This window comes from Curtobacterium sp. MCPF17_051 (genome assembly GCF_003234595.1).
Lineage (GTDB): Bacteria > Actinomycetota > Actinomycetes > Actinomycetales > Microbacteriaceae > Curtobacterium > Curtobacterium flaccumfaciens.
In genome coordinates this window covers 94,584-120,587 of the sequence record NZ_QKSE01000004.1, presented here as the reverse complement: position 1 = coordinate 120,587, position 26,004 = coordinate 94,584, and the positions used below count along the sequence as shown (strand labels likewise).

Here is a 26,004-nt window from a genome sequence, read left to right as displayed (position 1 = left end):
CCATGGCCACCAACAGCGGTGAGCGCCACCCTCGGAACGGCACCCGGCCGGACAGCCGCTGGGCCGTCCCGATCCGTCGGGTCTTCCCCTGGTGGTACCTCAGCGGCGCGGTGGCGACGATGGCGATCCTGAACCTGGTCGATCCCGACGGCAGCCAGGCGACGGTGGCGTTCTGGGGACCGACGATCGGGATCGCGATCCAGGACCGCGAGAAAGCTGCGCGCGCTCGACTGGACCGCGGCCTGCCGGTCGACCGACGGTCGCTCCTGTCGCCTCCGTGGCTCGAACCGACCTGCGCGGGCTTGCTCACGGCTGTGGCAGTGGGGCTCGGCATGCTCATCAACGCGCTCTTCGGGCACGGCACGTTCGTCACGACGTGGATCGGAGCGGGGGTCTTCCTCGGGGGAGCCGCGTCGTTGGTCATTCTCCTGCTGGCCCTGAGGCGCCGACGCCGCCGACGGCCGAGTGTTGCGGACGGCGTCAGCTGAGCGGCCGCTCCGAGAGAAAGCGCCCGGCACGCCGGTACTGGAAGGCGAGTTGCACGAGCCCGACCACGAACGCGAGCGACGCGACGAGCTCGAGCAGCTTGATGGCCACGCTGTCCGTGCTCACCGCTGTCGACGCGGCGAACAGCATCAGGGCGCCGAAGATCGGCAGGATGCCGAGCGTGGCTCGACGGTTCTGCACGGCGACCGCGGTGACGATGTCCGCGTGCTCGTCGTCGACCGGCTCCTTGCCGGCGATCTGACGCCGCACCGACCGCTGCTCAGCGCGCGAGAGCGGGCTGCTCACCGATCGCCAGCGAGTGACGTAGTGACCGGAGCGGTACGCCCACACGAAACCGACGATGCCGACGACCAGCCCGAGCAGCAACAGCAGGAGCTGGAGGAGCAGCTGCACGCCACCGCCGCCACTCGCGTGGTTGCTCCCGGTGGCCGGCACCAGCACCAGCGCCAGGACCACCCCGACCGCCCACGAGACCAGGACGAGTGCCCCCACCCACACGAACACGCGCGTCCGGCGACGGTGGAACCCGTCGTCGCTCTGGCCGTCGGCGAGCCGGGCGGCGGCTGCCCATCGATCGGCTCCGGCTGGGTCGGTTGCGGGGCTGGTCATGGTTCTGGTCCTGACGTACCGACCCGCTTCGTTGTGATACTTGGACATGCTCGAGTTGGTGAGACCGCAGACGGCGTTGTACGAGGCGTGGGCCGAAGCGCATGCCGAGTGGGGGCCGGGCGTGCACGAGGACGGTTTCGGGATCACCGCCCACGACGACGTCGGCGACGAGGACGGGTTCCGCACCTGGGTCGGACGACTGCACGCCAGACCCGGAGCGCTCTGGTGGATCGTCGAGGACGGCCGCGTCCTGGGCGGGATCGCACTCCGGGCTCCGGGAGACGCGGACGGCGTGCAGCGGTTCGGCCACGTCGGGTACGGGATCCGCCCGTCGGCGAGGGGCCGAGGCGTGGCGACGTGGGCGCTGGGCCAGGTGCTCGCGCACGCATCGCGCGTCGGGATCGACCCGGTGATCGCCGTCTGCCGCGATGACAACGACGGCTCCATCGGGGTGTTGGAGCACTACGACGCCGTCCTGCTGTCGACCGAGCGCCGCGGAGGCGTGCGGCTGCGACGGTACGCCATCGCCAGGTCGCACCGGAGGCCCGGATGACGAAGCGCCGGTCATCCGGTGCTGCGGGGACGGAGCGGGGGTGCAGGGCGCGTGGGGGAAGACCGCGACCAGCGGGACGGACCGACACCGGGCCTCCCGGTCGGCCGAGTCGGACTCGCGCCGGTAGGATCGATGACCATGGTCGAACTGGACTTCACCGAGCAGCTCTCCGCCCTTCGCGAGACCTTCGGCAACATCCGCTCGGTGGTCGACGTCGACCGCCTGCAGCGTGAGATCGCCGACCTCAGCGAGCAGGCCGGGGCCCAGGACCTCTGGGACGACGTCGACCACGCGCAGCAGGTGACGAGCGCGCTCTCGCACCGCCAGTCGGAGCTGAAGAAGATCACCGACACCGAGCAGCGCATCGACGACCTCGAGGTGCTGGTCGAGATGGCGAACGAGGGTGACGACCAGGAGTCCGCCGACGAAGCCCTCGCCGAGCTCAAGGCGATCCAGAAGATGATCGGCGACTTCGAGGTGCAGACGCTCCTGGACGGCGAGTACGACGACCGTCCCGCGGTCATCACGATCCGTGCCGGCGCGGGCGGTGTCGACGCGGCGGACTTCGCCGAGATGCTCCTCCGCATGTACCTGCGGTACGCCGAGCAGCACAACTTCAAGACCACCGTGATGGACACCTCGTACGCCGAAGAAGCGGGCATCAAGTCCGCGACGTTCGAGATCGACGCCCCGCACGCGTTCGGCACGCTGTCGGTCGAGGCCGGCACCCACCGCCTGGTGCGGATGTCGCCGTTCGGTGCCGCAGGCAAGCGCCAGACGTCCTTCGCCGCGGTCGAGGTCATCCCGCTCATGCCGGAGACCGCCGTCATCGACATCCCCGAGAACGACATCCGCGTCGACGTGTTCCGCTCGTCGGGCCCCGGCGGGCAGTCCGTCAACACGACTGACTCCGCGGTGCGCCTGACGCACATCCCGACCGGCACCGTCGTCTCGATGCAGAACGAGAAGTCGCAGATCCAGAACCGTGCTGCCGCCATGCGCGTGCTGCAGTCGCGCCTGCTCCTCCTGAAGAAGGAAGAGGAGAACGCGAAGAAGAAGGAACTCGCCGGCAACATCACGGCGAGCTGGGGCGACCAGATCCGCTCCTACGTGCTGGCGCCGTACCAGATGGTCAAGGACCTCCGGACGGAGCACGAGGTGAACAACCCCTCAGCCGTGTTCGACGGTGATCTGGACGGCTTCATCAACGCGGGCATCCGCTGGCGCAAGCAATCCGCCGCCGAGTAGGGGTTCGTGAGCCGCGCGCCTCGCTTGCTTTCCAAGCGGGGCGACCTACCCTGATCCGGTCATGATCAAATTCGACCAGGTCACCAAGGTCTACTCGGGCAACCCGAGTCCGGCGCTCGACAACCTCACCCTCGAGATCCTCAAGGGCGAGTTCGTGTTCCTCGTGGGCGCGTCCGGTTCCGGCAAGTCCAGCTTCCTGCGCCTCGTGCTCAAGGAGGAGAAGCCCACCAGTGGGCAGATCCACGTGCTCGGGCAGCGCCTCGGGTCCCTGGCATCGCGGAAGGTCCCGTACTTCCGCCGCAACCTCGGTGTGGTCTTCCAGGACTTCCGTCTGCTGCCGAACAAGAACGTGTTCGACAACGTGGCGTTCTCGCTGCAGGTCATCGGCAAGAGCAAGGGCTTCATCAGCGAGGCCGTGACCGACGTGCTGAAGCTCGTCGGGCTCGCCGGCAAGGCCACCCGCATGCCGCACGAACTCTCCGGTGGTGAGCAGCAGCGTGTGGCCATCGCCCGCGCCGTCGTGAACAAGCCGGCGATCCTGTTGGCCGACGAGCCCACCGGAAACCTGGACCCCACCACCTCCGCCGGCATCATGGCGCTCCTCGAACGCATCAACCAGGGAGGCACCACCGTGCTGATGGCGACGCACGACGCCAGCATCGTGAACCAGATGCAGCGTCGGGTCATCGAGCTCTCGAACGGCACCGTCCTGCGCGACGAGCAGTCCGGCGGCTACCAGACCCAGGCCGTCCCGATCCAGCGAGGCACCGTGTCCAACACCACCGGCATCCAGACGATCCCGGGGCTCATCCGATGAGGCTCGGGCTCGTCATGTCCGAGGTCGGCTCGGGCCTGCGGCGCAATGCGTCGATGGTCGTCTCCGTCGTCCTCGTGACCTTCATCTCCCTGACCTTCGTCGGCACGGCGATCCTGCTCCAGATGCAGATCAACCAGATGAAGGGGTACTGGTACGACCGGGCGCAGGTCGCCGTCTACCTGTGCACCGACACCGACACCACGGGCAACTGCACCGGCGCGAAGGCCACCGCGGACCAGCGCGAGCAGGTCCAGGCGCAGCTCGACTCGTCGACGCTCAAGCCGTACATCGAGAAGACCTACTACGAGAACCAGGACCAGGCCTTCACCCGGTTCAAGGAGCAGTTCAAGGACTCGGCCGCGACGGAGTTCGTCAAGCCGGAGTACCTGAACGAGACCTTCTGGGTGAACTTGAAGAACCCCTCGCAGGCCGACGTCCTGGTCGAGAGCCTGTCGAAGGTCGCCGGCGTGCAGAGCGTCGTCGACCAACGCGGGTACCTGCAGCCGATCTTCAACCTGCTCAACGCCTCGTCGTACACGGCGATCGGCATCGCGGCCCTCATGCTCGTGGCGGCGGTGCTGCTCATCGCGACGACGATCCGTCTGTCGGCGTTCAGTCGACGGCGAGAGCTCGGCATCATGCGGCTCGTCGGTGCGTCGAACCGGTTCATCCAGACACCGTTCGTGCTCGAGGGGGTGATCGCCGCCGCCATCGGAGCCGTCCTGGCCGGTGGCGCGATCACCGCCGTGGTCTGGTTCTTCGTCCGGAACTTCCTGGCGGAGCGCTTCACCGGCACGGCGTTCATCGGCATGGGGGACGCGGCCATCGTGGTCCCGGCGGTGATCGTGATCGGCGTGCTCCTCGCCGCGGCGTCGGCGTCGATCGCCATCCGCCGGTACCTGAAGGTCTGACCCAGCACAGCATCCGCGAACGGGCGGCGCGCCGGGAAGGTGCGCCGCCCGCTTCGTGTTGAGTAGTCTGTAGGGCTGCGCGGGAAGACCCACGCAGCACACTGCACCGGTCACCATCGAGAGGAGTCGTCATGGCGAAGGAACGCGGGGAGAAGATCGTCGCGACGAACCGTCGCGCCCGGCACGACTACCTCATCGAGGACACGTACGAAGCGGGCATGGTCCTGTCCGGCACCGAGGTGAAGTCCCTGCGGATGGGGCGGGCGTCCCTGGTGGACGGGTACGCCTACATCGACGGTGGCGAAGCGTGGATCGACGCCGTGCACATCCCGGAGTACACCGAGGGCACGTGGAACAACCACTCGCCCCGACGGAAGCGCAAGCTGCTCCTGCACAAGCAGCAGATCGTGAAGATCTCGCACAAGACGGCCCAGGGCGGGTACACGCTCGTGCCGCTGCAGATCTACTTCCACGACGGTCGGGCCAAGATCGAGATCGCTGTCGCGAAGGGCAAGCGCGAGTTCGACAAGCGCCAGGCGCTGCGCGAGAAGACCGACAAGCGTGAGGCCGAGCGGGCCATGCGCACCCGGAACCGCGTCGGCGAGTAGCGCCGACGTATCTCCTCGGCTAGACTGAGGGACTGCTCCGACAGGGGCATTGGCAACTCAACAGCGTGACAGCGGCTCGCACGTCCGGCCCGCATGGGGATGATCGGTTTCGACATTGCCTGTGTGCCGACGGGAAGCGGGCCGAGGACCCACGGTTATCTCGTTAACGATCCGTGGAAAACAACAAGTGCCAATTCCAAGCGCACTGACTTCGCTCTCGCTGCGTAAGCAGCCCAGCACATGAAGTCCGTCGGCCAGGTGATCGTCTTCTAACCTGATACCGGCGTCATCCAGAGGACTTGCTGCACGGTTGCGCCTCAGGGCCGTGCGGGACTTGCACTGAGACTGGGCCCGTCGTCCTAGAAGCCGGTAGCAAAGGACGGGGCCGAGCAGAACGAACTAACCGGATACGCCCGTAGAAGACGTCGAATTGCAGCGATGGACGGGGGTTCGATTCCCCCCATCTCCACCATTCGCCGAACGACGAACCGCTGTCACGCTGCGCCACCTGAACGCCCCGGCACCGTCCCTGGACAGTGCCGGGGCGTTCGCTGTTCCGCCACGTCCGAGGACTACGCTCCGGAGCAGGCGCGCAGAACACGCTCGCGTCGAACCCGAACGAGAGGTCAGCACGTGGTGCAGGAGATCGCGATCCGTGTCCGTCTGCGGGAGCAGGAACGAGTGGTGCTCAGCGAGTACGAGCGGATCGTGGGCTCCGTCGCCACGGTCGCCGCCCTCGCCGCATGGCTGCCGAACCCCGACACCCGCCTGGTCGTGCGCGGCCGTGGCGCGGAGCCGGTTCGCCTCGAGACCGTCACGTACGGCTCGGTGGTCGAGATGCTCGTCGTGCTCGACCAGCGGGCCGCAGGGGTCGAACGCGCCGCCGCAGCCATCGCCGCCCTCATCGAGTCGGTCCGCCACGAACACGTCGCGGACGATGTTTCCGGGGTCGCCGGGGAACTCGATCGACTCGACCGCGCTGCCCCGCGCGGACGCTCCGCCGTGGAACGCGCCCTGCGCACGTTCCTCGAGGGGGCACGGTCGGACGTCCTCGCGCGCAAGGCGACCACCCGGGTGCGGACCGCGCAGGCCCTGCTCCGGCTCGCCGAGGCGGACGCGGTCCTGTCGGTCGAGCGGGTCGCCGATGCCCTGGCACCGGTGCTCGAGGAGCACGCGGTCGGCGTCGAGCTGGACACCGGCTCGGCAGTGGTCGTCGAGCCGATCGACGGGGTGGAGTCGCCGGAGCCCGGGGCTGCGTCCGCTGACGCCGACGCCGACGCCGACGCCGACGCCTCGCAGGCGGAGCCGGAGGCCGTGCCGGCCGTCCTGCCGCTGCCGACCGGTACGAGCAAGGCGAAGTCGAAGAAGAAGGACGACGACAAGAAGAAGTCGGCGAAGGCCGACGGCAAGAAGAAGAAGTCCAAGAAGGACGACGGGAAGAAGAAGTCGAAGAAGGACGACGACGGGAAGAAGAAGTCCAAGAAGAAGAAGTAGCTCGCAGCCGCACCAGCTAGAAGTCGAACAGGTTCGCCCGGATCCCGCCGGCGCCGTACTCCCGTCGCAGCAGGCCGCGGCGCCGGAGCACGGGCACCAGGTCGCCGAACATCCGGTGGATCTGCGCCGGGTGCAGGTCGCCCGAGAAGATGATCCCGTCGTTGTCGGCGTCGCTGCCGAGTTCCTCGATGAAGTCCGCGAACTCGTCGGCGGTCCCCACGAAGCCCGAGCGTGACGCGATCCGCCCCTGCCGTGCCTTGCGGGTGAGCAGCTCCCGCAGCGGCGCGTCCGGGGTGTCCCCGAGCAGCCCGCGGATCGTGCCGGCCGAGACGTGCTCGCCGAAGGTGCCGTCGGGCACCGGGGCGTCCAGGTCGAGCGCGAGCAGGTCGGTCTCGGAGTCGCTCGACCAGGCGATCGCCGCCGTACGCAGGGCCTCGTCGGTGGGGTGTTCGGACGCCGCGACGATGCGGTCGGCCTCCTCCGGCGAGGACACGATCACGGGCTTGAGCACGAACAGGATCCGCAGGTCCGCGGTGGACCTCCCTGCGGCCTCGGCTGCCGCGATCACCCGGGCGCGGTAGTCCGTCACGGCGGCGGCGGACAGCGGCGCGAGGGCGAGTTGGACGTCCGAGTGGGTGCCGGCGAACGCGAGCCCGCGGCCCGAGCCACCGGGGGAGACGACCACGGGGTCCGACGCCAGCGGCAGGGCGTTGAGCGGACCGTCGGCGGTGAAGTGGGCGCCCTCGTGGTGGAACGCGTCGAGGGCGTCCCCGTCCGCGAAGTGCCACGAGTCGGGTGCGCCGACGTACGCGTCGCCCCACGAGTGCCAGAGCCGGCGGAGCAGGGTGATCCACTCCTCGGCGCGGTCGTACGCCTGGTCGTGCGGCAGCGGCGGCAGGCCGGCGTGGCGTGCGCTGCCGACGTCGGTGACGACGTTGATGCCCAGGCGGTCCGAGGACAGGTGCGCCAGGGTCGCGAACTGCCGTGCCGCCAGGTACGGCGGAGTGATGCCGGCGTTGACGGTCGGTGCGATGCCGATGTGCGAGGTGGCGGCGAACAGGTACGGGGCGAGCAGCAGCGGGTCGTGCTTCGGGCCGCCGTACGCCTGCCGGATGCGCAGGTCGAGGGTCGCGGGGGAGCCGAGCGAGACGGCGTCCTCGGCGATGACCAGGTCCATGCCGGCCTGCTCGAGCGTCCGGACGGACTGCTGGTACAGCTCCGGCTTCGTCCAGTCGTGGCCCCAGTCCCAGTCGGACCGTCCCCACGCCTGCGGGCCGAAGCCGCGCGAGAAGAAGTACCCGAAGTGCTGCAGCTCGGCCATTCAGCGCTCCTGCCGGTCGAGTGCCGACCCACCGGCGGCCGTGCGTTGCGCGTCCGACGCTCCACGTGCCTCCAGGCCGGCGGCGGCGTCTGCGGACCGCACCGCGGCGAACCCGCGTCCCAGGTCGCGGAGCAGGTCCGCGACGTCCTCGATGCCGACCGACAGGCGGATCAGGCCGTCGCTGATGCCCTGCTCGGCTCGCTCTTCCGCCGTGCGGCCGGCGTGCGTGGTGGTGGCCGGGTGCAGGATCAGCGAGCGCACGTCGCCCAGGTGGGTCATCCGGCTGAACAGCTGCACGGCGTCGATGAACGCCCGCGCGGCGGCTTCGCCACCGGCGAGCGTGAAGGCGAAGACGGAGCCGGCCCCGCGGGGCAGGTAGCGCTGGGCGAGGTCGTGGAACGGACTGGAGGCCAGGCCAGCGTGATCGACGCTCGTCACCTCCGGCTGCTGGTCCAGCCAGGACGCGACGGCCAGCGCGTTCGCGCAGTGGCGTTCCACCCGCAGCGACAGCGTCTCGATGCCCTGGCGGAGCAGGAACGCGTTGAACGGGGACGGCGCCGGGCCGATGCGTGCGGCGACGACGTCGCGGGCGAACACGGCGAACGCCCGGTTGCCGTACCGCTCGACGTAGCTCTCGCCGCCGAGGGACCGCTCGGGAGTGGTCAGGTGGGTCCAGCGCTCGGGGGCGACGGTCCAGTCGAACCGGCCGCCGTCCACGACCACACCGCCGAGTCCGGCTCCGTGGCCGGACAGGAACTTCGACGCCGAGTGCACGACGATGTCCGCACCGTGCTCGACCGGGCGCACCAGGTACGGCGTGGCGAGGGTGTTGTCGACGATCAGCGGGACGCCGGCGCGGTGTGCGGTCTCGGCGACGCCGGTGATGTCGAGGACGTCGTTCTTCGGGTTCGGGATCGTCTCGGCGAAGAACGCCTTCGTGTTCGGTCGGACCGCGCCGGCCCAGGCGTCGAGGTCGCGGGCGTCGGTGACGAAGTCGACCTCGATGCCGAGTCGGCCGAGGTTCTGCAGCAGCAGGCCGCGGGTGCCCTCGTAGATGCTCCGGGCGCTGACGACGTGGTCGCCGGCCTGCAGCAGGCCGAGGAACGCCACGGTCGCCGCCGCCTGACCGCTGCCGACCAGGATCGCCTGGACACCGCGTTCGAGCAGCGCCACGCGACGCTCGACGTCGGCGTTCGTGGGGTTGCCGAGGCGCGTGTAGGTGTAGCCGTCGTCGGTGTCGGCGAAGCGGTCGCGGGCCTGGTCGAAGTCGTCGAACAGGAACCCGGAGGACATGTGGATCGCGGGGACCCGGGCGCCGTGCCCGGCGTCGGGCACGAAGCCGCCGTGTACCTGCTCGGTCGCGAAGCCGTGGTCGTCGGTCGCCATGGGACACCTCCGGGGGTTGTCTGGCGGTAGCCTCGCAGCCCCTCGGCGCGGACAGGCGATTGCGGCCCCCGGTTACGCGAGCGCAGCCTCAGACGAGCGCGCGGACCCCGGTGACGACGGTGTCCCAGACCTGGAGCAGCGGCTCGCGCGCCAGCCACACCGCGACGGCGTTCACGGCGACGAACAGCACGAACCACAGGGACGCCGGCACCCGCATCTCGGCCGCGGCGATGTGGAAGTCGGTCTGCACCCTGGCGCCGGTGACCAGCCAGCGCCCGACCTGCACCACCGAGCGCAGGCCGTCGACGACGAAGAAGGCCCCGACGGCGGCGACCACCAGGACGGTCGTCTCGGACGGGCGCACGGCCACCCAGAGGGCGAGCGCGTCGAAGCCGAGCACGACGAGCAGGCCGAACCAGTTCCGGACGAACGCCAGCGCGACGAGCCCGATGACCGCGAGCACCACCACGGGCAGCCAGCGGGAGCCGTGCAGCACCCCGGTCACCAGGAGCACCCCCGCCCAGAGGGGTGCGCTGTACCCGGCGTACAGGTTCAGGATCCGGACGAGCCACCGGATGCCGCCGGGCACCCGGCTGAGCTGGACCCAGGCCTCGCCGGACCCGTCCGGGTGCAGCTCGATCCGCTGGATCCGCCCGCCGAACGGCACGACGACGATCGCGTGCCCGACCTCGTGCGCGATGGTCGCGGCGATGCGGGCCACCCGGCCGACGAACGGCACGAACGGCAGGACGGCGCCGACGAGGAGCGCGACGAAGACGAGGGGCGGGGCTGCGGTGGTCAAGTGACCAGCATCGCAGCCCCGCCCAGGAAGACCCTGCGGGACCGGCGTCAGGGGAGCACCGGCGTCGTCAGCGCCACCGTGACCAGGACCACGGTGCCGGTGATCGCCAGGGCGGTGAGGACGGCGAGGAACACCGTCAGGCGGTTCACGCGTCGGCGCCCGGCTATTCGACCGTCACCGACTTCGCGAGGTTCCGGGGTTTGTCGACGTCGCACCCGAGCTGCAGAGCCAGTTCCCGCGCGAGCATCTGCAGCGGCACGACGGCCTCGAGCGGACCCCACGGCGCGGTCATCGCACCCCAGGCCAGGTCACCGGTGCCACGGCGGCCGAGCGCGGGGATGTCCGCCGACTCGCCGCCGATCGTGATGACGAAGCCACCGCGGGCCCGGACCTCGGCGATCGCCGACTGGATCTTCGGCTCACCGTGGTCGATGACGACCACCGGGGTGCCGTCGTCCACCAGCGCGAGCGGCCCGTGCTTGAGTTCACCGGCGGGGTACGCCTCGGCCCAGCGGTAGCTGAGCTCCTTGAGCTTCAGGGCGCCCTCGGCGGCGTACGGCAGCCCGGCGCCGCGGCCGAGGAACAGGAAGCCCGTCGCCTCCTTGACGCTCGACACCAGCAGCGGCATCCGCTCGGCGGACACCCGCGCGGCGTGCTCGATCCGGGCCGGCAGGTCGAGCAGCTCGTCGACGAGCACCTGCGCGCGTGACGGTTCGATGCGGCCGGAGGCCACCATCGCGGAGATCATCGCCGCGACGCCGACGACGACCTGCGCCGTGAACGTCTTCGTGGCGGCGACCCCGATCTCCGGGCCGGCGTGGCAGTCGAGCACGGCGTCGGCCCGTCGGGCGAGCGAGGAGTGCATGTTGTTCGTCAGTGCGAGCACCGGGTGGCGGTCCTCGAACCGGTCCAGGGCGCGGAGCACGTCCGCGGTCTCACCGGACTGGCTGATCGCGACGACCAGGGTGCCCGGACCGAGCACGGCCTGTTCGGCCTCGCTCGCGACGACGATGTCGGTCGGCACCCCGCCGATCCCGCGCAGTGCGGTCGCGATCACCTGACCGGCGTTCAACGACGTGCCGCAGGCGACGATCGCCAGCCGGTGGAAGCCGGCCAGGCCGAGACCCACCCACATGCTGCCGTCGGCGGTGCGCCGGGCCACCCGGTCCAGGATCGTGGCGACGACGTCGGCCTGCTCGTCGATCTCCTTCGCCATGTGGTCGGTGTGGTCGCCGAGGTCGAGCGCAGCGGCGGCGAACGGGGACGGCGTGGGGAACGGCACGGGCACCGTGATGCCGTCGGACGACCACGTCCAGGCCTCACCGAGCTCGACGACGTCGCCGTCGCGCAGCGCCACGAACGTCTCGCACCACTCGGCGATCGCGCCGATGTCGCTCGCCACGAAGTCACCACGGCCGGAGCGGGCGACGACGAGCGGCGAACGGTCCGCCGCCACGACCATGCGGCCGTCCCGGGCGTCCAGGACCACGATCGCCCAGGAGCCCTCGAGCTGCGCCGTCGCGATCTGCACCGCGAGCATCAGGTCCGGGTCGACCGCCAGGGCCCGCTCGACCAGGTGCGCGATGACCTCGGAGTCGACGTCGGACCGGACGCGGTGGCCCTGCGCCTCGAGCGTCTGCCGCAGCCGGTCCGCGTTCTCGATGATGCCGTTGTGCACGATCGAGATCCGGCCGGTGCAGTCGGCGTGCGGGTGCGCGTTCGCCTCGCGCACGGCACCGTGCGTGGCCCAGCGGGTGTGGCCGATGCCGACGCCGGTGAGCGCGTCACCGGAGCGTGCAGCGACGAGGGTGCGCAGGTCGCCGACGCGGGAGACCGAGCGGATCGTCTCGGTGCGGCCGGCGGCCGTCCGGACGGCGATGCCGGCGGAGTCGTACCCGCGGTACTCGAGTCGTTCGAGTCCGTCGAGCAGGTAGGGGGTCGCGTCGTCAGACACGCGGGCCGCGATGATGCCGCACATCGGCTGTCCCTTCGGGGGAACGAGGGTGGGTGGAACGGGGAGGTGGGACTGGTGCGGCACCGACCGCCGTCGGGTCTGCCGCGCGTCCGGGGCCTCCCGGCCCGGGAACCGACGCCCGTCCTCGGATCAGGCGAGGACGGACGTCGGTGTCGTTGGGCCGAGGGGTTCGGGTACCGGACGAGGTACCGCGGGCTGGCCCCCGGGGGAGGGGCACGGCGGTCGGTGCAGGAGAAGCCTCACCCGCCGCCGACCACACGGCAACACCCGTCGGACGCTCTTGCGGTTCCCCGCGTGCGGGGGCACACCGCGCTGCGGTCGCGTGCGGACTCCCGCAACCGCCGGCGCACCAAGCGAGGGACGACGGACGGGAGGCCCGGTACCAGCTGGTACCGGGCCTCCCCTCCGTCCTGTGGTGCGTCTCCTACGTGAGGAGCGCGACCAGGTGCGATCGCGACCGCGCGCCGACCTTGCGGTAGATCTGCGTGAGCCGCAGCTCCACCGTGCGCTGCGACATGAACAGCGACGAGGCGATCTCGCGGTTGCGGTAGCCCTCGGTGACCTTCTGCACCACCGCACGCTCCTCGGCGGTCAGCGACGTGAGCACCGCCGACGCGTCGGGGGCGCTGCGCGGCGTCCCCGGGAACGCCGGCGAGAGCACCGGTGCGGACCGGATCGATGACGAGCCCGTGCCGAACTGCGGCATCGCCGCAGCCGGCGCCGGCGTCACCAGCGGTCGACGCAGGCCGGCCGCCTCGTACGCCGCTGCGGCCGCCGCACCGAGGCGCGGACGCTCAGCCGGGTTGCCGACCGCGGCCAGCGCCGCGAACGTGCGAGCCCGCTCGTACTGCGAGTCGTGCGGCTGGAACAGCTCCAGCGCACGGCGACGAGCCGTCTCGCGGGTGGTGTCGTCAGCGACGAGTGCGAGGCTCCGCGCCAGCACGAGGGCACCCCAGCGCCCGGGACGGGCATGGTGGTCCGCCGCCAGACGGGCCGTGATCGTCCGCGCGTCGTCGATCCGTCCGAGACGCACGTACGCCTCGACCAGGTCACCGAGGTGCCGGAGCACCGCGGGGTTCCGGAGCGACCGACCGATGGCGTCGGCGGCCTCGAGCGCGGTGGCTGCCTCGTCGAGGCGGCCGTCGAGCAGCAGGACCTTGCCGCGGAGCGCGTGCAGCTTCGCCGTCGCACCCCAGAGCCGACTCGTCGAACGGTGCTCGAGGCACCGGTCCACGACGTCGAGCGCCTCGGCGGAACGCCCCTCGGCGAAGTGCCGCCACGCGACGGCGATCGCGCGGGAGGGCTCACGCAACCGCTCGGCGACGGACGAACCGGACTCCCAGACGTCGATCGCGCGGAGCGCCTGCCGGAAGTTGCCGGAGCGCACCTCGTTCTCGGCCGTCAGGTAGCGCGCCGCCTCGGTCCACACCGCTGCGGTCTCCTGCCCCCGGGCGAGCACGAGTGCGAACACCCGTCGCGCGCTCCGGTAGCGCTCGCCGATGCTCAGCGCGTGGGCGAGGAGCAGCAGGGCCGGGTCGGACATCGCCACGAGCTCCGACGTCGCGAGCCCGTCGTGCAGCTCCGTGTCGGGCGGCAGCACGCCGTCCACGGCAGCGATGAGCTCCCGCGCGGTCGTCGCGATCTCGAGGGTGTGCGCGGACGCCGACCCCTCGAGCGGTTCGATCCGGTGCAGCAGGTCCTTCGCCTGGTCGAGCTCCCACGCCTCGGCACGGAAGCACGCCACCATGGCCATCAGACCGGCGACGGCGTCCACCTCGGCCGGGTCGGTCGCGTCGACGGGGACGAGCAGCTCGTCCGCGTGCACGGCGTCACCGCTGAGGTACTCGGCCGAGTACTGCAGCCGGAGCCGGCGGACCTCGTCCGGCGTCGTCCGGAACGGACGGAGCGCCGCGAGGTACCGCGCGGCGAAGCCGAGCAAGCGCTTGCCGAGCATGGCCTCCGCGACCCCGAGGAGCGCGACGTGCTCGTCCTCGGTCCCGCCACCGACGTGCAGGGCACGCTCGGTCAGCGCGATCGCTGCGTGCACGTTGCCGTCCACGACGTACGACCGTGCAGCCTGGAGCAGTGCGACCACGTCGGGGACGTCGTCGACGAAGCTCCGGTGCCACGCGGCCGACCGTGGGTCGCTCTCCGCGCTCGCCGTGGCCAGCTCGGCGTGTGCCGCACGACGGTCACGGGCGGGCATCCGCCAGTAGAGCGCGGAACGGACCAGCGGGTGCCGGACGGTGACGCTCTGTCCGCGGACGGTCGCGAGACCGGCCCCGACCAGGTCGTCCAGCTCGTCCCGGTCCCACGCCGTGGTCTTCGCGACGGGCACCAGGGCGAGCTTCGCGAGGACGTCCAGATCGCGTCCCGCGGCGGGCCCGAGTGCGAGCGCCGCGATGGCCTCGGTCATCGGAGTGGGTCGGAGCGGGAGCACGATCGGCTCCGCACCGGTGAGTTGCTCCCGGGTGAGCACCGCGAGCTGTTCGCGGAGCGCGCCGGGGTTGCCACCGGTCTCCTCGGCGAGGACGGCGAGGACGCCGTCGTTCGCCTCGGCCGGTGCCATGGCCCGGGCGAGGACCAGGGCCTCGTCCGACGGCAGCGGTTCGATGCGCAGGGTCGGCAGGGCCGCGAGCGGACCGTCCGACGGCACCGAGCGGACCGTCGCCACGACGCGCAGGGCGGTGCCCGCGAGTCGTCCGGCGAGGAACGCGATGAGTTCCTGGCTCTCCGTGTCCATCCGGTCGAGGTCGTCGATGAGGACGAGCGTCGGCGGGAGGGTCAGGGCGTGCACGGCGTCGAGGAAGTCGTGCGCCGCCGCCAGCCCGGCCGTCACGGCGGCCGCGGTCCCGCCTGCCTGCAGCAGGTGGGCGATGTGCGCGGTCGCTCGGGGGTCGTCGAGCGCGGTGAACAGGGAGGTCACCCCGGCCAGTGGCCAGCGGGATTCACTCCCGTTGACACCGACCCGGACGACGGGGAGGGAAACGCGGTTCGAGACCGCGTCGAGGACGCTGCTGCGTCCGGAACCAGGGTCGCCGACCACGACCATCGCGGACTCCCGTGGGAGCACTGCGAGGGTCGCGATCCGGTCGACCTCGAGACGTCGACCGGTGAGTGCCATGACTCACCGGCCTCCGGGTCCGGAGGTGGATGCTGCGAGGAGGGCGTCGGCGAACACGGGGGTCGCTGCGACGGGGCGCACGGAGGCGGACCGGACTGCTGCACGGCGGGTGACCGTGGCGGAGTGCGGACGAGCGGCGGCGACTGAGCGCGCGCCGGAACTGTCGTGGATTGGATGCGGTCGACGAGTGTGGGTGCACTCGGTTCCGCTCGGGAACGATGATGTCATCGTCTGTATCACCCCTCGGGTTAGGGTCTTCGGACGAACACGACCGGTCTGTTCCGCCGTCCGGATCTAGGGAATCCGAGAGCATCACGTGACCTGCCGTCTGGAGCACGATAACTCAGGTACCGGCCCGCCGAGCGGACTCCGGCGAGCAGATGTCCAGAACGGTGCCCCCAGTACGGGGGGCCACGAGGGGGCGTGGCACCCGCGCTCCGGACCCCGATCCGGGTCCGCCGGACGGAACCGGGGTACAGGTCTGTCCGGACCTCGTTCGTCGTCGCAGGTGTAGCACGGACGGGATGTCCAACGCCGAACCGACCGACGCCCGCCTCGATGACCGCACCCGGTGGCGTGCCTTCGCCGTGTGCGTGGCGGTCGCGGCCCTGACGATCCTCGACCTGTCCAAGGTGAACGTCGGGCTGCCCTCGATCGAGCAGTCGCTCGGGGCCACCAGCTCGTCGCTCCAGCTCATCGTGGCGGGGTACGCGCTGGCGTTCGGTCTCGCCCTCGTGCCCGCGGGTCGGCTCGGGGACCTGAAGAGCCGGCGCGTCATGTTCATCGTGGGGCTCAGCGCGTTCACCGGATCGAGCCTGCTGTGCGCGGTCGCACCGAACATCCAGGTCCTGATCGTCACCCGGATCCTGCAGGGCTTCGCCGCCGGGATCCAGATGCCCCAGGTCATCGGACTGGTGCAGCAGCTGTTCCGCGGGCCGGAGCGGGGCCGCGCGTTCGGACTGTTCGGGGCGATGATCGGCATCTCCACCGCCCTCGGGCCGACCATCGGCGGTGGCCTCATCGCGATCGGCGGCGAGGAGTCCGGCTGGCGGCTGCTGTTCTGGATGAACGTGCCCCTCGGGATCGCCGCACTGCTCTTCGCCGTCCGCCTGCTGCCGAAGGGCGCCCAGGGGAAGGCGCAGGACCGCGAACTGGACGTCGTCGGCATCCTGCTGCTCGGCGCCGCCATCATCACCCTGATGCTGCCGTTCGTGCTGACCAGCGGCGGCGGCGGTTCCGCGACCCGCTGGTTCTGGCTCGTCGGCTTCGCGGTGTTCCTCGTGCTGTTCGTGCTCTGGGAGCAGCGGTTCAAGCGCCAGGGCAAGTCGCCCGTGGTGCACTTCGAGCTGTTCCGGCTGTCGTCCTACCGCAACGGGCTGTCGATCGTCGCCGTCTACTTCGCGGCGCTGCCGGCGTCGTTCCTCATGGTGACGCTGTACCTGCAGGAGGGCCTCGGGCTCGCACCGCTGTTCGCCGGCATGGTGAGCATCCCCTTCGCCGCGACGAGTGCCGTGGGTTCCTACATCGGCGGACGGATCGTCGACCGGGTCGGGCGGGCGCTGGTCGTCGCCGGGCTCGGGATGGTCGTCGTCGGCTTCCTGCTCCTCATGGTCGCCGCCGTCGCCACCCCTCCGGAGGTCACGCCGTGGGCGATGGCCGGTGCGTTCCTGGTGGGCGGACTGGGTGGCGGGTTCGTGGTGTCGCCGAACCAGACCCTGACCCTGGCCGAGATCCCGGTCGAACAGTCCGGGGTGGCGGGTTCGATGCAGCAGCTCGGACAGCGTGTCGGCACCGCGATCGGCACCGCGGTCGCGACGAGCATCTTCTACGGCATCGTGCGGAGCGAGGCGGCGGGGTCGGGATCCGGCGGGTCGGGCGGGCGTCTCGACGCGTACCACGACGCGTTCCGCAGTGGCACGACGTTCACGGTGTCGCTGATGGCGTTGGCGCTGGTGCTGGCCGGTGCGGACCTGGTGGCGCGTCGGCGCGCGGCGCGGCGTTCCGACGGTGAGTCCGAGCACTCCAGCTCGGCTGCGGGGTCCGCCGAGCAGACCGAGGCGTCGGGTCCCGCCGAGCGCGGTTGATCGCCCGCCGACCGTGCTCAGGCGTCGCGGCGGATGACCTCGACGACGGCGTCGTGGACCAGGCCGTTCGAGGCGAGGGCGCTGCCGTGCCACGGCCCGGGGTCACCGTCGAGTGAGGTGAAGCGGCCACCGGCCTCTTCCACGATGGGGACGAGGGCCGCGATGTCCCACGGCTTCAGGTCCGGTTCACCGGCGACGTCGAGGACGCCCTCGGCCACCATCATGTACGACCACATGTCGCCGTAGGCCCGGGTTCGCCAGACCCGGCGCGACAGGTCGACGAGCGGCTCGAGGCGGTCGTCGTCGTCCCACTGCTGGATGCTGTTGTAGCTGAGGCTCGCGTCGGCGAGCTCGGACACCCCGGAGACCCGGAGCGGCCCGTCGAACGAGAACGCGCCGGAGCCCTCGGCCGCCCACCAGCGCTTGCCGAGGGCGGGAGCGCTGACGACGCCGAGCACCGGGCGGCCGTCGACCGCGAGTGCGATGAGGGTCGCCCACACCGGCACACCACGCAGGTAGTTGGCGGTGCCGTCGATCGGGTCGACCACCCACTGGCGGTGCCCTTCGCTGACGGCCTCGGCCCCGGTGTCCGCCGTCGTCTCCTCGCCGAGGAACGCGTCGTCCGGTCGCTCGGCGGCGAGTCGCTCGCGCAGGGCCCGTTCGACGGCCTGGTCGGCGTCGGTGACGTGGGTGCTGTCGGCCTTCTTCGTCACGTGCAGGTCGGCGGCACGGAAGCGCTCGAGGCTGATCGCGTCGGCGGTGTCGGCGAGGGAGCGGGCGAAGTCCAGGTCGGCGCTGAGGTCCACGTCGCCCAACCTACCGTCGCTACGCGGCGACGACCTCTTCTTCCTCGAGCCGGGTGACCTCGCGCTCGCGGGCGATGCGGGTCCGGCGGGCGACGAGCCCGTGCACGACGACGCAGAGCAGGAGCGCGGCGGCCAGCCAGAGGGCGAGCACGAGCGACGACCGGCCGAGCGAGGCGTCCGGGAAGTACTGCAGGTCCTGTGCGGCCTGCAGCCACGCGGCACCGCTCCAGAAGGTGTGCAGGGCGGCGAAGAACCCGGGCTGGAAGGCCGGCTGGAAGATCCCGCCGGACGACGTGAAGTTCAGCATCACGAACAGCATCGTGAGGATCGGGGTGGTCCACCGTCCGAGCACGGGGTGCAGCCCGACGCCGAGCGCGACGATGATCGCGTCGTAGAGCCAGGCGAACAGGAACACCTGCCAGTGGTGGGTGGTGATGACGCCGTAGATCGGTCCGGCGACGATCACGCCGATGCCGGCGACGACCCCCGCGGTGGCGAGCCCGATGACCGCGGTCCACACGGCACGGAGCTTCGTCGCGACCGAGGCCACGGCGATCGCGGACGCGTACCCGCCGACGCTCAGGGCGACGAGCAGGAAGAACAGCCCCTGGCCGGTGGTGTCCTGGTCGCCCGTGGGCACGACGTCGACGACCCGGAACGGCACGTGCTGGTCGTAGGCGATCGGCAGGAACACCTTCTGCGCGGCGCTCGCGGTCGTCTCCGACGCGGCGGTCGAGACGTAGAGCGTGGCACCCGTCGCCGTCGGCGCGTACACCGCGGCGAGGTCGCGGTCGCGCACCTGCTGCTCGGCCGCCTTCGTCGAGCCGACGACGTGGGCCACGAGGGCCCCGTCAGACTGGTCGGTCACGGTCTGGGCGAACACCTGGGTGGCCGCGCCCTGACCGACGATGCCGACGGGCAGTTCCTGCGGTGCCGGGGCGTGGAAGGCGCCGAGGTACGCCAGGCCCATGCCGGCGGCCAGGAACAGCGGCACGAGGATGTGCGAGGCGAAGGTCAGCAGCACGCGACCGAGGCCGGCGGGGCGCACGACGCTGTCGGAGCGCTGCGGCTTCGTGGGCCGGGGGGACTTGTGGGTGGGGGAGTGGTGCGCGTGCGACGTCGTCGTCGTGCTCGGGGCGTCGACAGCGGGGGTCGGCGCAAAGTTGTACTTTGCAACTTCAGACACGACCGCAACTGTACAACCCCGATGCGTGCTTGTCGACGGCGGCCCGGTGCCGAGGCGCCGTCCGGTGCGAGGTTGCGCGGGAACCGGAGTGGTCACGACTCACCGCGCGCCGACGCTCGAGTGGTCACGAACTGTCGGTTGCCGCACCCCCAGCCGACAGTTCGTGACCACTCGCCGCACGCACCGCGGGGTGTTGCGACCAGCCGCCGACCAGCCGCCGACCGGTCGCCGACCAGCAGTCGACCGGCCGCCGACCGGTCGCCGACCGGCCGGCACCACCGCGCCGCGCTACTCGGAACCGGGGTCGGACGCGCCCATCCCGGTCAGCAGCGCCCGGAACGAGTCGAGCCGCTCGACACCGGTCGGCCCCAGCTCCCCGTCCTGCACCCGGTCGACGATCTCCCAGTCGTGCGCCTGCGCCAGCGGGATGCCGTCCCGCGCGGGCAGCACCGGCACGGCGTGCGACGCGAACGCCCGGAAGACGTTCGCGGGGTCGACGTGCCCGAGGCCGAACGACCGCACACCGGGCGTGTCGATGATCCACCCGCCGTCGCGGACCCGCAGCGCGATCGACGACGACGACGTGTGCCGCCCCCGACCGGTCACGGAGTTCACGACGCCGATCGCGCGCGTCGATCCGGTCAGCGCGTTCACCAGGGTCGACTTGCCTACGCCGGAGTGCCCGACGGTGACGGTCACCTTGTCGTCGAGCAGTTCGTGCAGCGCCTCGAACGGGACGTCGTCCGATCGGCTCGTCACGATCCGCAGATCCAGGCACGCGAAGTGCGCCAGGAACGCGGCGGGGTCGGCGAGGTCGGTCTTCGTGATGCAGAGGATCGGGTCGAGGCCGGCGTCGAACGCGGCCACCAGGTACCGGTCGATCAGACGGGTGCGCGGCTCGGGGTCGGCGGCGGCCACCACGATGAGCATCTGGTCGGCGTTCGCCACGATGACGCGCTCGACCTCGTCCGAGTCGTCGGCGCTCCGCCGCAGCAGTGTGGTGCGCTCGGCGACCTTCACGATGCGTGCCAGCGAGCCCGGGTCACCGGAGACGTCCCCGACGAGCGACACGTGGTCGCCCGTGACGACGGACTTCTTGCCGAGCTCGCGGGCCTTCGTCGCGGTGATGACGTGGTCGTCGATCAGCACGCCGAACCGCCCGCGGTCGACGTTCGTCACCCAGCCGACCGGGGCGTCGTCGTACGTCGGCCTGGTCTTCGTGCGCGGTCGGTTGCCCTTCGGGTTCGGGCGCACCCGCACGCTCGACTCGTCGTACTGCCCGTACGGCTCGTCCGCGTCGGAGTCGTCACCGTCGGTGTCGTCCCACCAGCTCATGCGTCAGTCCCCATTCACCGGTGCCGCGGCCACCGAGGACGCCACGAGCGCCGCCCACAGCTCCGGGAACTGCGGCAGCGTCTTCGCGGTCGACCCGATGTCGTCGACGGCGACGCCGTCGACGACGAGGCCCACGATCGCCCCGGCGGTCGCCATCCGGTGGTCGTCGTACGCGCCCCAGGCGCTGCCGTGGAGCGGCGCCGGCTCGATCCGCAGGCCGTCGTCGAGTTCGTGGACCGCGCCTCCAGACCGGTTCAGGTCCGCCGCCAGCGCGGCCAGGCGGTCCGTTTCGTGCCCCCGCAGGTGGCCGATCCCGGTGATCTCGCTCGGGCCGTCGGCCAGCGCGGCCAGCGCGACGAGCGCCGGGGCGAGTTCGCCGCCGCGGCTCAGGTCGAGTTCGAGACCCGGCAAGGAGGCCCCACCCCGGATCCCGACGCCGCCGTCGACGACCAGGTCGTCACCGTCACGGACCACGCTCGCCCCCCACAGGGGCAGGAGCGTCTCGAGGTCGGCACCGACCTGCGTCGTCTCGGTGGGCCAGGTGCGGATGCGCACCGTGCCGCCGGCGACGAGCGCGGCGACGGCGAACGGCGCCGCGTTCGACAGATCGGGCTCGATCGTGACGTCACGCGCGCCGATCGGGCCGGGGTGCACGACCCACTCGCCGACCGACGGCTCGTCGACCCGGACGCCGCGGGCACGGAGCGCCGCGACGGTCATCTCGATGTGCGGCATGCTCGGCAGGCGTTCGCCCACATGGGTGAGGTGCAGGCCCTCGTCGAAGCGGGGGGCCGACAGCAGCAGCCCGGAGACGAACTGCGAGGACGCCGACGCGTCGATCGTCAGGGCCCCACCGCGGACCGAGCCGGTGCCGGTGAACGAGAACGGCATGGAACCCCCGCCGTCGTCCGTGACGTCGACACCGAGGTCCACGAGTCCCTGCACGATGGCGTGCATCGGTCGCTTGCGGGCGTAGGGGTCGCCGTCGACCGTGACGGGCCCGACGGCCAGGGCGGCGAGCGGTGGCAGGAAGCGCATCACGGTGCCGGCCAGCCCGCAGTCCAGGCGGACGTCGCCGTGCATCGGGGCGGGCGTGATCCGGAGGTCCGGACCGTAGGGGTTCGGGGCGGTGCCGGCCGCCGGCTCGAGCTCCTCGATGCCGACGCCGAGCGCACGGAGGCCCGCGATCATCAGTGCCGAGTCACGGGAGTGCAGCGGGAGCCGGATCGTCGAGGGGCCGTCCGCGAGGGCCGCGAGCACGAGCTCCCGGTTCGTCAGCGACTTCGACCCGGGCAGCGCGACGTCACCGCGCAGCGGACCCCCTGCGACCGGGGCGATCCAGGGGTCGGCGGGCTGGGCCCCGCTGTGGGAATGCGTCGTGTCTGCCATCGGTTCACCAGGGTACTGAACGCACCGGGAGGATCAGTGGCGACAGCAACACTCGCACGAGAGCGGATCGGCACGACAACCGTGCTGACCGCGGTGCCGACGACGCTCGGCACGCTCGGCCTAGACTTGGCGGCGATGACGACCGACGAACCGCAGGCAGCTCCGCACCACCTGGTCGACGAGACCGAGGTGCAGCTCGACGCCGTCGAAGAGGAGCACGAAGCCCTCGACGACGCCGCAGACGAGCCGGTGGACGCGAAGACCGTCTCCGAGGGGGAGCTGCGGTCCCTGTTCGAGGACCAGGCGCTGCCCTTCATGGACCAGCTCTACGGTGCAGCCATGCGGATGACCCGCAACCCGGCCGACGCGTCGGACCTGGTGCAAGAGACGTTCGTCAAGGCCTTCGCCGCGTTCCGCCAGTTCAAGCAGGGCACGAACCTGAAGGCCTGGCTGTACCGGATCCTCACGAACACGTTCATCAACACGTACCGCAAGAACCAGCGGAACCCGTACCAGGGCACCATCGACGAGCTCGAGGACTGGCAGCTCGGCGGTGCGGAGAGCGTCACCCAGTCGATCTCCGCCCGGTCCGCCGAGGCCGACGCGATCGACCACCTGCCGTCCTCCGCCGTGAAGGACGCACTGCAGGCCATCCCGGAGGACTTCCGGATGGCCGTGTACTTCGCCGATGTCGAAGGCTTCTCGTACCAGGAGATCGCCGACATCATGAAGACTCCCGTGGGGACGGTCATGAGCCGCCTCCACCGTGGCCGCCGGCTCCTCCGTGGGCTCCTGGCGGACCACGCCCGTGAGACCGGCATCGTCCCGGACGCAGCGTCGACGGCGACGATGCGTGGACGGGGCCGAGGCGCGGCACAGACGACGAAGGCAACCGCGGCCACGGGTCGCGCCGGACGGAAGGACGCACGATGAGCGGCTGCGACTGCTCGAAGGCGAAGGCCGAGCTCGAGGAGTTCCTGCACGACGAGCTCCGGCACGAGGACGCCGCGGACATCCGCGAGCACATGGACGGGTGCGAGGACTGCCAGACCGAGCACCGCGTCGGCGTCGTGCTCATGGAGACCGTGCGCCGCGCCTGCAAGGAGACCGCTCCCGACCAGCTGCGCAGCGAGATCCTCGCGCGCATCCGGGTGGAGCAGGCCACGCACTGACCGGTGTCAGCGGCCGGCGGTGAACCGGGCTGCGACGGTCTCGGCGTCGAGGACACGGTCGTAGACGGTTGCCGAGTCGATGTCGCCCGTGAACCCGAAGTTCCCCGAGTCGGGCCAGCCGACCAGGGTTCCGCGGCCGGTGCGCCAGTGTCCGTCGTACTGCCGAGCGGCGACGGCATCGGTTCGTCGCTCCTTGCGCTGGCCGTCGACGTAGAGGGTCATCGATCGTGACTCGAACGTCGCCACGGCGTGGTGCCACTCGCCGTCCGCGACGTCACCGCCGCCGACCGTGAAGTTGAAGAGGTTGCCGGCGCCCTGCACGCCGAAGCGCAGGCCGCCGCCGGAGTCGATGTACAGGTGCCGGTCGCGGTAGGTCGATGCGGGGGCGGTGTCGGACGTGAAGCCGAACACCCGGCCGCCCGCGGGATCGGCGGACCGGAACCACACCTCGAGTGAGAAGACCTGCGGTCCGGTGGTGGGCCGGTCGGTGACGGCGTAGTCGTCGGTGCCCGCGCCCGGGTAGGTGCTCCACGGGTTCGCCGCGCAGCTTCCGTCGACACGTGACGCGTCGCCGACGAAGCGTCCGTCCGCGCCGTGTCCGCTGCTGTCCTGCACGATGTCGCCCTGTTTCTCGGCGAAGTCCCACGCCAGCTGGCTGCCGGCGGGAGCGGGTTCGTGGAAGCACGGGAACGTACCGGTGCCGAGGGTCGTGGCGGTCGCCGTGGTGCCGCTGAACCCCGCCCCTGCAGAGCCGGCGGCGAGTGCGATGGTCAGGACGGTGATCGCGGCGACGACGGACAGCGAAAGGCTCGCCGCGACGTCCGGAGCGCCGGTACCCCCTGCTCCGGACACGGGTGCTCCGGTGCCGGGCGTCAGGGCTGCCGTGCCGAGGTCCCAACGCGGCGTCCCACACCGTCGACAGGGTCGGCCAGCGGTGATGTCGCGATCGGCCCGTGCCGCCCGCACGAGCGCGAGCGCCGCCACGACGGCGATGCCGATCGGCACCCAGGACTGCTGCCGTGACCACACGGTCGGGAGCCCGATGCCGGGGAAGCGCAGCACGCCGACGCCGAGGACGGCCTCGGGCATGACCGCCGTCCGGTCCGCGGTCGGGTTCGCGTCACCCCGGAGCCGCAGGCGGCCGTCCTGCTCGATGCGCTCCAGCCGGTGGAGCCGGAGCCGCTCGGCGTGATCGGGGTCGTCGACGAGCAGCACGCGACCGGGATCGACGGCATCGGGACCGGCGGGCATGGCGGCGACGACGTCACCGGTCCGGATGCCCGGGGCCATCGAATCCGAGACCACCGTCGTGACGTGCCAGCCGAGGGATGCCGGCAGTACGGCCCAGACGGCGAGCAGCAGCACGGACCACAGGACCGTGCGCGACGCGACCGCGAGGAGCAGCCGTGGTACGTCGCCGGTGCACCGGACGTGTCGGTGGGTGGCGGTGGACATCGGCTGCTCCTCGGTTCGGTCGGGTCGGTCGGGTGGACGAGGTCAGTCGGTCTGCGCTTCCCACACGAAGGTGGTGCCCGACTCGGAGGACTGCACGGTGTTCGGCGCGTCCGCTTCGAGGTCGTAGCTGAAGCGGTAGGTCGTGCTCGTCGTCCCCGTGGTGGGCTGCCACGCATCGACCCCGGTGCCGAACGACTCGAGTTCCATCAGGCCGGCGAGGGTGCCGTCGTGCACGGTCGTCCCCGTGGTGAAGGTGCTGCAGTCTCCGGCGGTGGCGAGGCTGCCGCGCTCGACGGTCAGCCCGACGTGCTCAGCGAGGGAGTCGGCGTCGGCCGCGTCCGCGGCGTAGAGCTTCACGGTCGAGGCGTTGGTGGTGTTCGCCGTGACGGTGATGCAGTTGGAGCCGGCGGACCCGGGCACCAGGTCGTCGACGTCGAACATCGCGACGCCCTGGTCGTCGTCGGTGAGCGAGACGGCACCGGTACGCCAGCTGTTCGCGGCGTTGTCGGTGCTGCTCGAGAAGGCGGCGTACGAGGCCGTGGCGATGAGTGCGCCGCTGGCGACGACGGCGAGCGGGAACGCGATCCAGGCTGCGGTGCGGCCGTGGCGGGAGGTGATGTGCATGGCTGTCCTGTCGGTCGGGATCACCCGGCGGGTGATATGCAAACAGGGTATATGAATATCAGTTGCAACGGAACCCCGTCGCAACACGACCGAACGCACGGGTAGGTTGGCCGACATGACCCTCTCCGTCGAGTCGACCTCCACCTGGTCCGACACGGACGTCGCCGACGTCGCCGCCCTCGTCCGTCTGCTCGGTCACGACGTCGACGATGCGTCGATGCGTGCGCGCCTCGCTCGACTCACACCCGAAGCCGGCCACCGGACCTGGGTGGTGCGGGGTGACGACGGTCGCGTGGTCGCCGTCGCCGGTGCCCAGGTCACCTGGGCGTACGCGAGCGACGAGCCGACGGCGCAGCTGCTGCTGCTGGTCGTCGACGACACGGCCAGGAGGCTCGGCACCGGTTCGGCGCTCATCGGCACGTTCGAGGCATGGGCGGTCGAGCAGGGAGCGCGTCGCCTCAGCGCCGTCAGTGCGGCCGCCACCGACAGCGCGCACCGCTTCTACCAGAAGCGCGGGTACCACGACGCCGGGGTGCGGTACACGAAGATCGCGTAGCGCCGCCGCCTTCCGCGCGAACGTCGAAGCGCCCCGTGCCGG

23 protein-coding genes and 1 other RNA gene are annotated in these 26,004 nt (G+C 71.2%); 12 read left to right on the top strand and 12 right to left on the bottom strand.

Features of this window, described 5'->3' with window-relative positions:
- The first annotated feature begins 2 nt into the window (after positions 1-2).
- Entirely contained in the window at positions 3-488 is a 486-nt protein-coding gene (locus tag DEJ35_RS04365; RefSeq protein ID WP_111192122.1) for a hypothetical protein, read from the top strand.
- On the opposite strand, the gene DEJ35_RS04360 is transcribed toward DEJ35_RS04365, so the two are convergent.
- On the bottom strand, positions 481-1,116 hold the full coding sequence (locus tag DEJ35_RS04360) for a hypothetical protein (RefSeq protein ID WP_110859074.1): 636 nt from the start codon (positions 1,114-1,116) through the stop codon (positions 481-483). The genes DEJ35_RS04365 and DEJ35_RS04360 overlap by 8 nt on opposite strands.
- A 58-nt stretch (positions 1,117-1,174) precedes the next feature.
- Between DEJ35_RS04360 and DEJ35_RS04355 the strand changes: the two genes are divergently transcribed.
- From DEJ35_RS04355 to DEJ35_RS04325, 7 genes are all read left to right on the top strand, one after another.
- Positions 1,175-1,669, top strand: coding sequence for a GNAT family N-acetyltransferase (locus tag DEJ35_RS04355; RefSeq protein ID WP_220032925.1), 495 nt, complete (start codon positions 1,175-1,177; stop codon positions 1,667-1,669).
- Between the two features lie 138 nt (positions 1,670-1,807).
- On the top strand, positions 1,808-2,917 hold the full coding sequence (prfB, locus tag DEJ35_RS04350; protein WP_071244840.1) for a peptide chain release factor 2: 1,110 nt from the start codon (positions 1,808-1,810) through the stop codon (positions 2,915-2,917).
- Between the two features lie 61 nt (positions 2,918-2,978).
- Positions 2,979-3,734: a cell division ATP-binding protein FtsE gene (gene ftsE / locus DEJ35_RS04345; RefSeq protein WP_017888215.1), complete on the top strand. Its 756-nt coding sequence runs from the start codon at positions 2,979-2,981 to the stop codon at positions 3,732-3,734.
- Positions 3,731-4,645: a permease-like cell division protein FtsX gene (gene ftsX, locus DEJ35_RS04340; protein ID WP_027465852.1), complete on the top strand. Its 915-nt coding sequence runs from the start codon at positions 3,731-3,733 to the stop codon at positions 4,643-4,645. The genes ftsE and ftsX overlap by 4 nt, the downstream gene beginning before the upstream one ends.
- Before the next feature lie 131 nt (positions 4,646-4,776).
- The gene (smpB, locus tag DEJ35_RS04335; RefSeq protein ID WP_027465851.1) at positions 4,777-5,253 is read left to right on the top strand and encodes an SsrA-binding protein SmpB; all 477 of its coding nucleotides are present in this window, start codon (positions 4,777-4,779) and stop codon (positions 5,251-5,253) included.
- Positions 5,254-5,348: 95 nt separating this feature from the next.
- Positions 5,349-5,725: a transfer-messenger RNA gene (gene ssrA / locus DEJ35_RS04330) on the top strand.
- A gap of 161 nt (positions 5,726-5,886) precedes the next feature.
- Positions 5,887-6,747 (top strand): hypothetical protein, encoded by an 861-nt coding sequence (locus DEJ35_RS04325; protein ID WP_111192121.1) that lies wholly within the window; start codon positions 5,887-5,889, stop codon positions 6,745-6,747.
- Positions 6,748-6,763: 16 nt separating this feature from the next.
- Here the strand turns inward: DEJ35_RS04325 and DEJ35_RS04320 are convergent, their stop codons facing one another.
- The 5 genes from DEJ35_RS04320 to DEJ35_RS04300 all read right to left on the bottom strand — a co-directional run bounded on the left by DEJ35_RS04320 (position 6,764) and on the right by DEJ35_RS04300 (position 15,355).
- On the bottom strand, positions 6,764-8,068 hold the full coding sequence (locus tag DEJ35_RS04320) for an LLM class flavin-dependent oxidoreductase (RefSeq protein WP_111192120.1): 1,305 nt from the start codon (positions 8,066-8,068) through the stop codon (positions 6,764-6,766).
- Positions 8,069-9,454, bottom strand: coding sequence for an O-acetylhomoserine aminocarboxypropyltransferase/cysteine synthase family protein (locus DEJ35_RS04315; RefSeq protein WP_111123456.1), 1,386 nt, complete (start codon positions 9,452-9,454; stop codon positions 8,069-8,071).
- Between the two features lie 88 nt (positions 9,455-9,542).
- Complete coding sequence (locus DEJ35_RS04310; RefSeq protein ID WP_181435507.1) at positions 9,543-10,256, bottom strand: M50 family metallopeptidase; 714 nt, start codon at positions 10,254-10,256, stop codon at positions 9,543-9,545.
- Between the two features lie 163 nt (positions 10,257-10,419).
- The gene (glmS, locus tag DEJ35_RS04305; protein ID WP_111192119.1) at positions 10,420-12,234 is read right to left on the bottom strand and encodes a glutamine--fructose-6-phosphate transaminase (isomerizing); all 1,815 of its coding nucleotides are present in this window, start codon (positions 12,232-12,234) and stop codon (positions 10,420-10,422) included.
- A 421-nt stretch (positions 12,235-12,655) separates the two neighbouring features.
- On the bottom strand, positions 12,656-15,355 hold the full coding sequence (locus tag DEJ35_RS04300) for a LuxR family transcriptional regulator (RefSeq protein ID WP_111192118.1): 2,700 nt from the start codon (positions 15,353-15,355) through the stop codon (positions 12,656-12,658).
- Positions 15,356-15,879: 524 nt separating this feature from the next.
- On the opposite strand from DEJ35_RS04300, the gene DEJ35_RS04295 reads away from it, so the two are divergent.
- On the top strand, positions 15,880-17,439 hold the full coding sequence (locus tag DEJ35_RS04295; protein WP_111192117.1) for an MFS transporter: 1,560 nt from the start codon (positions 15,880-15,882) through the stop codon (positions 17,437-17,439).
- 17 nt (positions 17,440-17,456) lie between these two features.
- Here the strand turns inward: DEJ35_RS04295 and hisN are convergent, their stop codons facing one another.
- From hisN to aroA, 4 genes are all read right to left on the bottom strand, one after another.
- Positions 17,457-18,245 (bottom strand): histidinol-phosphatase, encoded by a 789-nt coding sequence (gene hisN, locus DEJ35_RS04290; protein WP_111192116.1) that lies wholly within the window; start codon positions 18,243-18,245, stop codon positions 17,457-17,459.
- A 19-nt stretch (positions 18,246-18,264) separates the two neighbouring features.
- Entirely contained in the window at positions 18,265-19,431 is a 1,167-nt protein-coding gene (locus DEJ35_RS04285) for a hypothetical protein (protein WP_146244743.1), read from the bottom strand.
- Between the two features lie 288 nt (positions 19,432-19,719).
- Positions 19,720-20,766 (bottom strand): ribosome small subunit-dependent GTPase A, encoded by a 1,047-nt coding sequence (gene rsgA, locus DEJ35_RS04280; RefSeq protein ID WP_027465841.1) that lies wholly within the window; start codon positions 20,764-20,766, stop codon positions 19,720-19,722.
- A 3-nt stretch (positions 20,767-20,769) separates the two neighbouring features.
- Positions 20,770-22,155, bottom strand: a complete 1,386-nt coding sequence (aroA, locus tag DEJ35_RS04275) for a 3-phosphoshikimate 1-carboxyvinyltransferase (protein ID WP_111192114.1) — start codon at positions 22,153-22,155, stop codon at positions 20,770-20,772.
- Positions 22,156-22,290: 135 nt separating this feature from the next.
- Here aroA and DEJ35_RS04270 point away from each other — a divergent pair, with 135 nt between their 5' ends.
- Together DEJ35_RS04270 and DEJ35_RS04265 are read left to right on the top strand one after the other, a co-directional pair.
- A complete protein-coding gene (locus tag DEJ35_RS04270; RefSeq protein WP_375342433.1) occupies positions 22,291-23,088 on the top strand; it encodes a sigma-70 family RNA polymerase sigma factor in 798 nt (265 codons plus the stop codon).
- Positions 23,085-23,327 (top strand): zf-HC2 domain-containing protein, encoded by a 243-nt coding sequence (locus DEJ35_RS04265; RefSeq protein WP_027465838.1) that lies wholly within the window; start codon positions 23,085-23,087, stop codon positions 23,325-23,327. The genes DEJ35_RS04270 and DEJ35_RS04265 overlap by 4 nt, the downstream gene beginning before the upstream one ends.
- Before the next feature lie 6 nt (positions 23,328-23,333).
- On the opposite strand, the gene DEJ35_RS04260 is transcribed toward DEJ35_RS04265, so the two are convergent.
- Positions 23,334-24,782 (bottom strand): LamG-like jellyroll fold domain-containing protein, encoded by a 1,449-nt coding sequence (locus DEJ35_RS04260; RefSeq protein ID WP_111192112.1) that lies wholly within the window; start codon positions 24,780-24,782, stop codon positions 23,334-23,336.
- 42 nt (positions 24,783-24,824) lie between these two features.
- Positions 24,825-25,406, bottom strand: a complete 582-nt coding sequence (locus DEJ35_RS04255) for a hypothetical protein (protein WP_111192111.1) — start codon at positions 25,404-25,406, stop codon at positions 24,825-24,827.
- A 115-nt stretch (positions 25,407-25,521) separates the two neighbouring features.
- Here DEJ35_RS04255 and DEJ35_RS04250 point away from each other — a divergent pair, with 115 nt between their 5' ends.
- Positions 25,522-25,962, top strand: coding sequence for a GNAT family N-acetyltransferase (locus DEJ35_RS04250; RefSeq protein WP_110859058.1), 441 nt, complete (start codon positions 25,522-25,524; stop codon positions 25,960-25,962).
- The last annotated feature ends 42 nt before the right edge of the window (positions 25,963-26,004 follow it).